The organism is Couchioplanes caeruleus (assembly GCF_023499255.1).
GTDB classification, from domain to species: domain Bacteria; phylum Actinomycetota; class Actinomycetes; order Mycobacteriales; family Micromonosporaceae; genus Actinoplanes; species Actinoplanes caeruleus_A.
Window position 1 is genome coordinate 7,170,234 of sequence record NZ_CP092183.1, and the last position, 12,180, is coordinate 7,182,413.

10 protein-coding genes are annotated in these 12,180 nt (G+C 73.5%); 6 read left to right on the forward strand and 4 right to left on the reverse strand.

Annotated features, from left to right (window positions below; genetic code table 11):
• Positions 1 to 93: 93 nt before the first annotated feature.
• Genes COUCH_RS33110 through hutH form a run of 6 tightly spaced genes read left to right on the forward strand, consistent with a single transcriptional unit; the run spans position 94 to position 7,720 of the window.
• Positions 94 to 942 carry a MurR/RpiR family transcriptional regulator gene (locus COUCH_RS33110; RefSeq protein WP_249609106.1) on the forward strand — a complete coding sequence of 283 codons (849 nt, stop codon included), beginning with the start codon at positions 94 to 96 and terminating at the stop codon, positions 940 to 942.
• An 11-nt stretch (positions 943 to 953) separates the two neighbouring features.
• Positions 954 to 2,591 (forward strand): urocanate hydratase, encoded by a 1,638-nt coding sequence (gene hutU, locus COUCH_RS33115; protein ID WP_249609107.1) that lies wholly within the window; start codon positions 954 to 956, stop codon positions 2,589 to 2,591.
• Entirely contained in the window at positions 2,588 to 3,772 is a 1,185-nt protein-coding gene (locus COUCH_RS33120) for an allantoate amidohydrolase (protein WP_249609108.1), read from the forward strand. The genes hutU and COUCH_RS33120 overlap by 4 nt, the downstream gene beginning before the upstream one ends.
• Positions 3,769 to 5,043, forward strand: a complete 1,275-nt coding sequence (locus COUCH_RS33125) for a formimidoylglutamate deiminase (protein WP_249609109.1) — start codon at positions 3,769 to 3,771, stop codon at positions 5,041 to 5,043. The genes COUCH_RS33120 and COUCH_RS33125 overlap by 4 nt, the downstream gene beginning before the upstream one ends.
• Positions 5,040 to 6,188 carry an imidazolonepropionase gene (gene hutI / locus COUCH_RS33130; protein ID WP_249609110.1) on the forward strand — a complete coding sequence of 383 codons (1,149 nt, stop codon included), beginning with the start codon at positions 5,040 to 5,042 and terminating at the stop codon, positions 6,186 to 6,188. Before COUCH_RS33125 ends, hutI begins: the two co-directional genes overlap by 4 nt.
• A complete protein-coding gene (gene hutH / locus COUCH_RS33135; RefSeq protein ID WP_249609111.1) occupies positions 6,185 to 7,720 on the forward strand; it encodes a histidine ammonia-lyase in 1,536 nt (511 codons plus the stop codon). The genes hutI and hutH overlap by 4 nt, the downstream gene beginning before the upstream one ends.
• Here hutH and COUCH_RS33140 read toward each other — a convergent pair.
• From COUCH_RS33140 to COUCH_RS33155, 4 genes are all read right to left on the reverse strand, one after another.
• On the reverse strand, positions 7,717 to 8,967 hold the full coding sequence (locus COUCH_RS33140; protein ID WP_249609112.1) for a hypothetical protein: 1,251 nt from the start codon (positions 8,965 to 8,967) through the stop codon (positions 7,717 to 7,719). The two genes, hutH and COUCH_RS33140, sit on opposite strands and share 4 nt — an antisense overlap.
• A gap of 67 nt (positions 8,968 to 9,034) precedes the next feature.
• On the reverse strand, positions 9,035 to 9,649 hold the full coding sequence (gene rdgB, locus COUCH_RS33145) for an RdgB/HAM1 family non-canonical purine NTP pyrophosphatase (protein WP_249609113.1): 615 nt from the start codon (positions 9,647 to 9,649) through the stop codon (positions 9,035 to 9,037).
• The gene (gene rph, locus COUCH_RS33150) at positions 9,646 to 10,374 is read right to left on the reverse strand and encodes a ribonuclease PH (RefSeq protein ID WP_249609114.1); all 729 of its coding nucleotides are present in this window, start codon (positions 10,372 to 10,374) and stop codon (positions 9,646 to 9,648) included. The genes rdgB and rph overlap by 4 nt, the downstream gene beginning before the upstream one ends.
• A gap of 240 nt (positions 10,375 to 10,614) precedes the next feature.
• On the reverse strand, positions 10,615 to 12,123 hold the full coding sequence (locus COUCH_RS33155) for a glycosyltransferase (RefSeq protein ID WP_430640845.1): 1,509 nt from the start codon (positions 12,121 to 12,123) through the stop codon (positions 10,615 to 10,617).
• Between the last annotated feature and the right edge of the window lie 57 nt (positions 12,124 to 12,180).

Consider the following 12,180-nt stretch of genomic DNA (forward strand, 5'->3'; position numbering starts at 1 on the left):
CTGCTTCTCCTCGAGCGAGGGAAACCCCCCCCATCGCATCACCATACGAAGCGGTACTAGCGCTGTGAAAGTTTTTATGCATAGTCTGCTTGCGTGAATGACGCAGCGGTCAGGCCCGGTGGGCGGGTGCTCGACCTCTTCCAGGGCGCCCGGCTCACCCCGACGCAGCGGCGCATCGCGCAGAGCCTGGTGCACCACGGGCCGTCGGCGGCGTACCTGTCCGCGGCCGAGGTGGCCGAGCTGGCCGGGGTGAGCCAGCCGTCGGTGACCCGGTTCGCGATGGCGCTGGGGTATGCCGGCTACCCCGCGCTGCGCCGGGAGCTGCGGGCGCTGGCCGGGGTGCCCGCCGGGCAGCCGGACGGCGGGGAGAACGCGATGCAGCGGGCGCTGCGGGCGGAGACCCGGCATCTGGAGCGGATGGCCGACGAGCTGAGCGATCTCGGCGCCGTCGAACGGGCGGCCGCGCTGCTCGCGGCCAGCCGCCCGTTGCCCGTGCTCGGGTTGCGGGCGGCCGCGCCGCTGGCCGCGTACTTCGGATATTTCGCCGCGAAGGTGCATCCGGACGTTCGGGTGCTGGACGGCGGCGGGACGATGCTGCTGGACCGGATCGACCAGGCCCGGGCCGCCGGGGCGAGCGCGCTGCTGGCGGTCGTGCTGCCGCGCTATCCGCGGGAGACGCTGGACGCCATCCGGGAGGCGAAGGACGCCGGGCTGGCGATCGTGGCGCTCACCGACTCGGGGATCAGCCCGGTCGCCGAGACCGCCGACGTGGTGCTGAGCGCGCCGGTCGGCACCCAGCTCGTGTTCGACCTGCACACCGGCCCGATGGCGCTGGCCATGGTGGTGCTGCAGGCCATGTGTGACGCCGCGCCGGAGCCGGCGCAGCGCCGCCTGGAGGAGTTCGAGGCGACGGCCGCCCGCCGCCACATCTTCGAAGCGTGAAGGAGGACGGGATGCCCGAGACGGTACGAGCACCGCGCGGTACGGCGTACACGGCACAGGGGTGGCCGCAGGAGGCCGCCAAGCGGATGCTCATGAACAACCTCGACCCCGACGTGGCGGAGCGCCCCGGCGACCTGGTCGTGTACGGCGGCACCGGCAAAGCCGCCCGCGACTGGCCGTCGTTCCACGCGATCGTCCGCGAACTGGACCGGCTGAAGGGCGACGAGACGCTGCTGGTGCAGTCGGGCCGCCCCGTCGGCGTGTTCCGCACCCACGAGTGGGCGCCGCGCGTGCTGATCGCCAACTCGAACCTCGTCGGCGACTGGGCGACCTGGCCGGAGTTCCGCCGCCTCGAGAAGCTCGGCCTGACCATGTACGGCCAGATGACCGCGGGCTCGTGGATCTACATCGGCACCCAGGGCATCCTGCAGGGCACGTACGAGACGTTCGCCGCGGTGGCCGCCAAGCGCTTCGGCAACGACCTCGCCGGCACGCTCACGCTGACCGCGGGCTGCGGCGGCATGGGTGGCGCCCAGCCCCTCGCGGTGACGATGAACGGCGGCGTCTGCCTGATCGTGGACGTGGACCGCTCGCGGCTGGAGCGCCGGGTGCAGACCCGCTACCTCGACGTGATCGCCGACGACCTGGACGACGCGGTCGCGCAGGCCACCGCGGCGAAGGCCGAGCGGCGGGCGGTGTCGGTCGGGGTGGTCGGCAACGCGGCGGAGGTGTTCCCGGAGCTGCTGCGTCGCGGCGTACCCATCGACATCGTGACCGACCAGACCAGCGCGCACGACCCGCTGAGCTATCTGCCGATCGGGGTGGAGGTCGCCGACGCTGCCGACTACGCGGCGGCGAAGCCCGAGGAGTTCACCGACAGGGCACGGGCGAGCATGGCGAAGCACGTCGAGGCCATGGTCGGGTTCCTCGACGGCGGCGCGGAGGTCTTCGACTACGGCAACTCGATCCGCGGGGAGGCGCAGCTCGGCGGCTACGAGCGGGCGTTCGCGTTCCCCGGTTTCGTCCCGGCGTACATCCGGCCGCTGTTCGCCGAGGGCAAGGGCCCGTTCCGCTGGGCGGCGCTGTCGGGTGACCCGGCCGACATCGCCGCCACCGACCGGGCGGTGCTGGAGCTGTTCCCGGACAACGACCCGCTGGCCCGCTGGATCCGGATGGCCGGCGAGCGGGTGGCGTTCCAGGGGCTGCCCGCGCGCATCTGCTGGCTCGGCTACGGCGAACGGGACAAGGCCGGCGTGCGGTTCAACGACATGGTGGCGCGCGGCGAGGTGTCCGCCCCGATCGTCATCGGCCGCGACCACCTCGACTCGGGGTCGGTGGCGTCGCCGTACCGGGAGACCGAGGCCATGCTCGACGGCTCGGACGCGATCGCCGACTGGCCGTTGCTGAACGCGCTGGTCAACACGGCCAGCGGGGCGAGCTGGGTGTCGATCCACCACGGCGGCGGCGTCGGCATCGGCCGGTCCATCCACGCCGGCCAGGTCTGCGTCGCGGACGGCACCGCGCTCGCCGGTCAGAAGATCGAGCGGGTGCTCACCAACGACCCGGGCATGGGCGTCATCCGGCACGTCGACGCGGGCTACGAGTCCGCCGCCGCGGCGCAGGTGCACATCCCCATGCGGGAATCATGAGCGCGGCCTTCCCGCGGCTCTGGCAGGAGATCGCGACCATCGGCCGCGATTCCCGCGGCGGTTATCTCCGGTACGCCCTCAGCGAGCCGGAACTCGTGCTGCGCGACTGGTTCCGCAACCAGGCGGCCCGGCGCGACCTGCCGGTGACCGAGGACGGCAACGGCAACCTGTTCGCCTGGTGGGGTACGCCCTGGGGGCACCGCGCCGTGATCACCGGCTCGCACTTCGACTCGGTGCCGCACGGCGGCGGGTACGACGGACCGCTCGGCATCGTCAGCGCGTTCCTCGCCGTCGACGCGCTGCGGGAGCGGGGCTTCGAGCCGCGCCGGCCGCTGGGTATCGCCGCGTTCGTCGAGGAGGAGGGCGGCCGGTTCGGCGTACCGTGCCTGGGCTCCCGGCTGCTCACCGGGGCGATCTCGCCGGACAAGGCAGCCGCCCTGTGCGACCGGGACGGGATCACCTTCGGCGAGGCGCTGGGCGTACGCCCGGCCGGCGCGCTGCCGGACCTGGCCGGCCGGGTCTCGGCCGTGGTCGAGCTGCACATCGAGCAGGGCCGCGCGCTCGTCGAGATGGACGCGCCGGTCGGGGTGGCCAGCGCGATCTGGCCGCACGGGCGCTGGCGGATGGACTTCACCGGCTCCGGCGACCACGCCGGCACGACCCGGATGGCCGACCGGCGCGACCCGATGCTCACGTACGCGGCCACCGTGCTCGCCGCCAACGAGGAGGCCCGCGAGGCCGGCGCCCACGCCACGGTGGCCCGGGTGGAGGTCACGCCCAACGCCACCAACGCGATCCCGTCGCTGGTCCGCGGCTGGCTGGACGCGCGCGCCGCGGACACCGCCACGCTGGACCGGCTCGTCGAGGCCGTGGTGAAGCGCGCGACCGAGCGGGCCGGCCAGGACGGTACGGAGCTGGCCGTGGAGCCGGAGTCGGTCTCGCCGGAGGTCACCTTCGACACCGGGCTGGCCACGCGGCTCGCCGGGATCCTGGGCGGGGCGCCGATCCTGCCGACCGGGGCGGGCCACGACGCGGGCGTGCTGTCGGCGCACGTACCGACCGCGATGCTGTTCGTCCGCAACCCGACCGGCATCTCGCACTCCCCCGCCGAGCACGCCCCCGACGAGGACTGCGCCGCCGGCGTCGACGCCCTGGCCACCGTGCTCGAGGCGCTGCTGTGAGGTACTTCGCCGAGCACGCGTGGGTCGCCGGCCGCGTCGAGAGGGACGTCGCCATCGAGGTTGCCGACGGCCGCTTCACCGCGGTGACCCCGGGTGCGGCGGGCGGCGGCACCCCGTTGCCCGGGCTCGTGCTGCCGGGGCTCGCCAACGCGCACTCGCACGCGTTCCATCGCGCGCTGCGCGGGCGTACGCATGACGATCGCGGCAGTTTCTGGACGTGGCGCGAGCGCATGTACGAGGTGGCCGCCCGCCTCGACCCCGACAGCTACTACGCGCTGGCCCGGGCGGTGTACGGCGAGATGGCCCTGGCCGGCATCACGTGCGTCGGCGAGTTCCACTACCTGCACCACAACCCGGACGGCACCCCGTACGCGGACCCGAACGCGATGGGTCACGCGCTCCTGGCGGCGGCCCGCGACGCGGGCATCCGGATCACGTTGCTCGACACCCTCTATCTGACGTCCGGTGTGGACGGTCGGCCGCTGGAGGGCGTGCAACGCCGCTTCGGCGACGGCGGCCCCGACGGGTGGTTCTCTCGCACGTCCGGCCTTCGGGACAGCGCTCATGCGCGGATCGGCGCCGCACTGCACTCGGTCCGGGCCGTGCCCGCGGACTTCCTCGGCGGCCTCGCCGACCGGCAGCCGCTGCACTTGCACCTGTCCGAGCAGCGCGCCGAGAACGAGCAGTGCCTCGCCGTGCACGGCTGCACCCCGACCGAGCTGCTGCACCGCCACGGCGTCCTCGGCCCCGGCACCACCGCGGTCCATGCGACCCACCTGACCGGCAAGGACGTGGATCTTCTGAGCACCACCGGGACGGGCGTCTGCCTGTGCCCGACCACCGAACGGGACCTCGCCGACGGGATCGGCCCGGCGCGGCGGCTCGCGGACGCCGGCGTGCCGCTGAGCCTGGGCAGCGACAGCCACGCCGTCATCGACCTGTTCGAGGAGGCCCGCGCGGTCGAGCTGGACGAGCGCCTCGCCACCGAACGCCGCGGCCACTTCACCGCCGGCGAGCTGCTCACGGCCGCCACCGCGCACGCGTCGCTCGGCTGGGACGACGCCGGCGAGATCGCGGTGGGCAAGCGGGCCGACCTGGTAGCGGTCACCCTCGATTCCGTACGCACGGCCGGCGTCGACCCCTCCGGCGTGGTCTTCGCCGCCACGAACGCCGACGTGACCCACGTGCTCGCCGACGGCCGGCTCATCGTCGACGACGGGCGGCACACGGCTCTCGACGTACCGGCCGCGCTGCGGGAGGCGATCGCATGAGCCTGCTCGTCACCGGCATCGGTGAGCTCGTCACCAACGACCCCGCACCGGGCACGATGCACGACGCCGCGATCGTCGTGGACGGCGAACGCATCGCCTGGATCGGCCCGGCCGCGCACGCTCCCGCCGCCGACGAACAGCTCGACGTCGAGGGACGCGCCGTCGTACCGGGCTTTGTGGACAGTCACGCACATCCCGTTTTCGCCGGCGACCGGGCCGCCGAGTTCGCCGCGCGCATGGCCGGGGAGCCGTACACCGGCGGCGGCATCCGGACCACGGTCGCCGCGACCCGCGCCGCCACCGACGACGACCTGCGGTCGGCCGTGCGGCGGCTGCTCACCGAGATGCGCCGGCAGGGCACCACGACGGCCGAGATGAAGAGCGGGTACGGCCTCACGATCCCCGACGAGGTCCGCAGCCTGCGCCTCGCCGGCGAGGTGACGGCCGAGACGACGTACCTGGGCGCGCACGTCGTCCCGGCCGAGTACGCCGACCGCCCCGACGACTACGTGACCCTGGTCAGCGGCCCGATGCTCGGCGCGGCCGCCCCGTACGCCCGGTGGATCGACGTGTTCTGCGAGCGCGGCGCGTTCGACGGCGACCAGGCGCGCACGATCCTGACCGCGGGCGCCCGAGCCGGCCTGGGGCTGCGGATCCACGCGAACCAGCTCACCGAAGGCCCGGGCGTACGCCTCGCCGTCGAACTGGGCGCGGCCAGCGCCGACCACTGCACCCACCTCAGCGACGCCGACGTGGACGCGCTCGCCGGCTCGGACACCGTGGCGACGCTGCTGCCGGGTGCCGAGTTCTCCACCCGGTCGCCGTACCCGGATGCCCGCCGGCTGCTCGACGCCGGTGCCACCGTCGCGCTGGCCACCGACTGCAACCCCGGGTCGTCGTACACGTCGTCCATGCCGTTCTGCATCGCCCTCGCCGTCCGCGAGATGCGGATGACCCCGGCCGAGGCGCTGTGGGCGGCGACCGCGGGCGGCGCCCGCGCGCTGCGCCGCGACGACATCGGCGTGCTGCGCCCCGGCGCCCGCGCCGACCTGGTGGTCCTCGACGCCCCCTCGCACCTGCACCTGGCCTACCGGCCGGGAGTCCCGCTCATCAGCACAGTTCTGCACGACGGAGTGCCGCTATGAACGTCATCGTCCAGCCCACCGGCATCACCCCCGCCGACGTCGTCGCCGTCGCCCGGCACGGCGCGAGGGTCGAGATCTCCGAGGAAGCCGTCGCGGCCATGGCACGCAGCCGGGCCATCGTCGACGGCATCGAGGCCTCCGGCCGGCCCGTGTACGGCGTCAGCACCGGCTTCGGCGCGCTCGCCAACACGTCCATCGCCCCCGAGCGCCGGGCCGAGCTGCAGCACGCGCTGATCCGCTCGCACGCGTCCGGGGTGGGCGCGCCGATGCCGCGCGAGGTGGTGCGGGCCATGATGCTGCTGCGGGTGCGGTCGCTCGCGCTGGGGCTGTCCGGCGTACGGCCGAAGCTCGCGCAGGGCCTCGTCGACCTGCTCAACCACGACATCACGCCGTGGGTGCCGGAACACGGCTCGCTGGGCGCGTCGGGCGACCTGGCCCCGCTCGCCCACTGCGCGCTCGTGCTGCTCGGCGAGGGCTGGGTGCTCGGCAAGGACGGCGCCCGCGTCGACGCCGCCCAGGCGCTGCACGCCGCGCACCTCGAGCCGCTGGACCTGGTGGCCAAGGAGGGACTCGCGCTGATCAACGGCACCGACGGCATGCTGGGCATGCTGCTGCTGGCGATCGAGGACGCCGAGCACCTGTTCGCGATGGCGGACGTGACGGCGGCGCTGGCCATCGAGGCGATGCTCGGCTCGGAACGCCCGTTCCTGCCCGAGCTGCACAGCATCCGGCCGCACCCGGGCCAGGCCGCGTCGGCCGCGAACATCCACAGGCTCCTGCAGAACTCGGCCATCATGGACTCCCACCGCGACGACCTCGCGCACGCGGTGCAGGACGCGTACTCGATGCGCTGCGCGCCGCAGGTCGCCGGCGCGGCCCGCGACACCCTGGAGTTCGCCCGCACGACGGCCGCGCGGGAACTGCGCTCGGTGGTCGACAACCCGGTCGTGCTCACCGACGGCCGCGTCGAGTCGACGGGGAACTTTCACGGCGCACCGCTGGGATTCGCCGCGGACTTCCTCGCCATCGCGGCCGCGGAGGTCGGCGCGATCGCGGAACGCCGCGTCGACCGGCTTCTCGACGTCGCCCGCAACCGCGACCTGCCCCCGTTCCTCTCGCCGGACGCGGGCGTCAACTCCGGGCTGATGATCGCCCAGTACACGGCGGCGGGCATCGTCGCGGAGAACCGGCGCCTGGCCAACCCGGCGTCGGTGGACTCCCTGCCGACCAGCGGCATGCAGGAGGACCACGTCTCCATGGGCTGGGCCGCGGCGAAGAAGCTGCGTACGGTCCTGGACAACCTGACCAGCCTGCTCGCGGTGGAGCTGCTGTCGGCCGTACGCGGCATCCAGCTGCGCGCACCGCTGGACCCGTCACCGGCGGGCCGGGCCGCGGTGGCGGCGGTCTCCGGGTTCGCCGGGGAACCGGGACCGGACCGGTTCCTGGCGCCGGTGCTCGAACAGGCGCGGGTGGTCGTGGCGGAGCGAGGGCTGCGGGCCGACATCGAGACGACGATCGGGCCGCTGCTCTAACCCTTGCTCGTCCTCACGACCAGCACACGCGGCTTGCCGTCGACGTCGGTGAAGGCGCGCGCCAGGTACATCCAGGAGTCGTCCACCGCGACCGCGTCGGCGTGCGCGGCGACGGTCGACAGGGAGCCGTCCGGCTTCACCCGCAGCACCTCGGTGGCCCCGCGGCGCTGCTCCTTGGACCGTTCGAGCAGGTCCCGCTGGGTGTCGCTGACGTCACCGGTCCAGTCGAACGTCTCCGGCAGGTCCTCACCCGCGGGGGCCACGCTGGTCAGATACAGGTCCCCGGCGGCGTCCACGACGAGGCTCGCGTTGCTCGTCCCGGCCCGGATCGTGCCCCCGCCGGCCAGGTTCACCCGCGCCCGGGCCGCCGGGCCTCGGTCGGCGAACGGTTCGTCCGGCGGGTCCACCTCGTCGTCGGCCCCGCCGCCGGTGTTGCCGACAACCTCGCGGGCCGTGCCGTCCGGCCGTACGGCGACGACGCTGCGACGGCCAGGAGCGGCGTAGACGGTGCCGTCCTGAGCGACGGCTAGCGGATTGTTCAGGCCGCCCTCCACGGCGACCTGCCGCCCCGGGGTGCCCTCCGGGAAGCCGGTGCTGGTCCGCGCCGAGCGCCACTGACGTTCGGTGAGGCCGGCCAGGTCGCGGCCCAGGACGGTCTTCAGCTTCCCGTCGTCCACCGTACGCACCAGCTGATACGTCGTCGGCCCGATCCGCTCCTCGGCGAAGAACAGGTGACCGTCGGGGGCGAAGGCGACCCCGTGCAGATACCGCACGTACGCCCCGGCAACCGCCGCACCGTCCGGGGCGGCCTTCCGGTCCCCCCGGTACGTGTCCCGGTCAATGCCCACCGTCAGAACGGCAGCGCCGTCAGCCGTGACCCGCCACACCCCGCCGTTGCCGTTCCACAGGGCGACGTACATGTCACCGCCCGGCCCGGCGGTGGCCTGACTGACGTAATCGGCCTTGATCGCAGGAACGGCGACCCGGGTGAGCCGCGCATCCTTGACGGACCACACGGTGAGGGCTTCCTTCTCCTCGGTCAGCACCCGCAGCACACCGTCGGTACCCATGACCATGTCCACGAGCCGCCCGTCGATGAACGCGTCGGCGGCAGGGCCACCATCGTTCTCACCGGCCCCGGCGACGACCTCGACCTCCTGAGCGGTCAGGCTGCCGGGATCACATCCGGCGGCCGCGCCCAGCAGGCCGGCAGCGGCGACGACAGCAACCATCCCCCGTGTTCTCACGGCTGGAATGGTAGAGGGAGCAGGCTTGCCGAGGTGGCCCGCTCGGGCGGCCCGGCCCCTCCACGGCTCAGCGGGGCAGTTCCTTGGCGATCACCTTCGCCAGCTCCCGGAACGCCTTCCCCCGGTGGCTGATCGCGTCCTTCTCCGCCGGGCTGAGCTCCGCGTTGGTCCGGTCCTGGCCGTCGCCGAGGAAGATCGGGTCGTACCCGAAGCCTCCCGTGCCGCGCCGCGCGCGCAGGATGCGCCCGGTCTGGCGGCCCTCGACGAGGTGTTCGCGGCCGTTGGGCAGGACCAGGGCCGCCGCGCAGACGAAGGCGCCGCCGCGATGCTCGTCCGGCACGTCGCCGATCTGGGCCAGGACCAGGTCGAGGTTCGCCTGGTCGTCACCGTGCCCGCCGGACCAGCGGGCGCTGAAGACGCCGGGCATGCCGTTGAGGGCGTCCACGGCGAGGCCGGAGTCGTCGGCGACCGTCGGCAGCCCGGTGCGCGACGCCCCCTCGCGGGCCTTGATGAGCGCGTTCTCCCCGAACGTGAGACCGGTTTCCGGCACGTCGGGGTAGTCGGGGAAGTCGCCGAGCCCGACGAGCTCGGTCCGCCCGGTGCCGAGCGCCAGGTCGAGGATGCGCTGCAGCTCGACGAGCTTCTTCCTGTTGGCCGTGGCCAGCAGCAGGCGGGCGGTCACGAGGCGAGCGCCTTCTGCTGGGCGGCGGCGAGCTCCGCGCAGCCGAGAACGCCCAGGTCGAGCAGGGCGTCGAGCTGGTCGCGGCGGAACACGTTGGCCTCGCCGGTGCCCTGGACCTCGACGAAGTCGCCGTCGCCGGTGCACACGACGTTCATGTCGACCTCGGCGGCGACGTCCTCCTCGTACATCAGGTCGAGGCGGGCCTCGCCGGCGATGATGCCGACGCTGACCGCCTGGATCGAGCGGTGCAGCACCGACACGGGCTTGCCGGCCAGCTTCTTGCGGTCGGCGAGCCAGGTCACCGCGTCGTGCAGGGCCACGTAGGCCCCGGTGATCGCGGCCGTGCGGGTGCCGCCGTCGGCCTGCAGGACGTCGCAGTCCAGAACGATCGAATTCTCGCCGAGGGCCTTCAGGTCGATGCACGCGCGCAGGCTGCGCCCGATCAGGCGGGAGATCTCCTGGGTGCGCCCGCCGACCTTGCCCTTGACGCTCTCGCGGTCGCCGCGGGTGTTCGTGGCGCGCGGCAGCATCGCGTATTCGGCGGTGACCCAGCCCAGGCCGGAGCCCTTGCGCCAGCGGGGCACGCCCTCGGTCACGCTGGCCGTGCACAGGACGCGGGTGTTGCCGAACTCGACCAGCACCGATCCCTCCGGGTGGATGCTCCACCGGCGGGTGAGGGTCACGGGACGGAGTTGATCCGGCTCTCGGCCGTCGGGTCGTGCCATGGCCAAGAGCCTAGGCGGACCGTGACGACTTCGCGCCGCCGGGTGCCGGGCCTGTGGACAACGGGCCGCCCCGGTCGCCGAGGTCCCGCCCTGTGGACAACCCGCCCCTGCTCACAGCCATGATCGCCGGGCCGGAAGCCGCCGAATCGTCGACAGCCTCGTAGACACCCCGCGCTGATGTGGACAACCCAGCCCCGGAATCCGCCGGACTGCCATGCTTCGAGCCCAGAAGGAAGGGGGTCAGAGATGATCCGACGAAGCGGCGGCCCAGGCGGTGGAGGTCGCGACCGTGGCAGGCACCGCCGGGCGCAACGCCCGCACGCTCTGCCGGGCCATGACGGTCGGCGGGCGCAGCGCCGGTTGCGCTCCGTGCGCCCGCAGGAACCCCTCGACGGCCTGCGGCCAGCCGAACAGTTCGGCCCGGGCGCGCGCGGCGGCGCGGCGGATCCGCTCGGGACGCTCCATGAGCTGGCGTACGCCCTCCGCGAACGCCTCCGGAGTCCCGGGCACGGCCATGCCCGCCTCCCCCACGACCTCGGGAAGCGCGCTGGCGGCGTTGACGACGACCGGCGTCCCGCAGGCGAGAGCCTCCAGGGCTGCCAGCCCGAACGTCTCCACCGGGCCCGGCGCGACTGCCACGTCCGCGGTGGCGAGCAGGGCGGCGACGGCATCCCGGTCGGTGATGTGGCCGGCGAAGCGGACCGGCAGGCGGGCCGAGCGGTAGGCGAGCGCGGCCCGGCGTGCACCGTCGCCGGCCATGACGAGCACGGCGGGAGCCTTCGCGGCCCGCAGCGCGCCGATCGTGTCGACGGCCAGCTCCGGGCGCTTGTCGGCGGAGAGACGGCTGCAGTAGACGACGAGGAGCTCGTCGGGGCGGGCGTACTGCTCCCGCAGCGCGGAGTCGCGGCGGCTGGGATGGAACTGGCGCAGGTTGACCCCGAGCGGGATCTCCACGAGATTCGGCACGCCCAGCCGGCGGAACTCGGCCGCCGCGAAGGCCGTGGTGCACACGATCTGGTCGAAGGTCTCCGCGGTACGCCGGTTCAGCCGGTCGGCGAGCGAGTCCCGGTGCGGCATCCCCCACACGCCGAGCAGGCCGGCCAGGCTCTCGTGGGACACCATCATCGAGCCCACGCCACGCTCGCGCGCCCAGCGGCCCGTCCAGCGCAGCGTGGACCGGTCGGAGACCTCGATACGGTCGGGCTCCAGCTGGTCCAGGAGCCGGGTCAGCTCCCGGCGCCCGGCGAGCACGCGATACCCGCCCGTACGCGGAAGGTGGTGACCCGGCAGCGTGATCACGCGGCCCTGCTCGGTCATCTCGTCGGAACGCTCACGCCCCGGCACGATGAGGATCGGTTCGTGGCCCGCCCTCAGGTAGCCCTCGCCGAGGTGACGCAGTGCGGTCCGCAGACCGCCGGAGCGAGGCGAGACGAAGTTCGCCAGTCGGACGATGCGCAGTCCACGCCCGCCCACCGATCGACCGGTCATGCCGAGTCTGCTGGGCATGCCCTCCTGGCCCTCACCGGCACGGCCGTTGCCCGCCGACGGAAAGCGCAGTTCGGTGCAGTCGGTCATGCCGAGTCTGCTGGGCATGCCCTCCTGGCCCTCACCGGCACGGCCGTTGCCCGCCGACGGAAAGCGCAGTTCGGTGCAGTCGGTCATGCCGAGTCTGCTGGGCATGCCCTCCTGGCCCTCACCGGCACGGCCGTTGCCCGCCGACGGAAAGCGCAGTTCGGTGCAGTCGGTCATGCAGGGCCTTCCAAGGTCACAATCGATTCCGATGGTGCGCTCGTGCCGTCCCCTCGG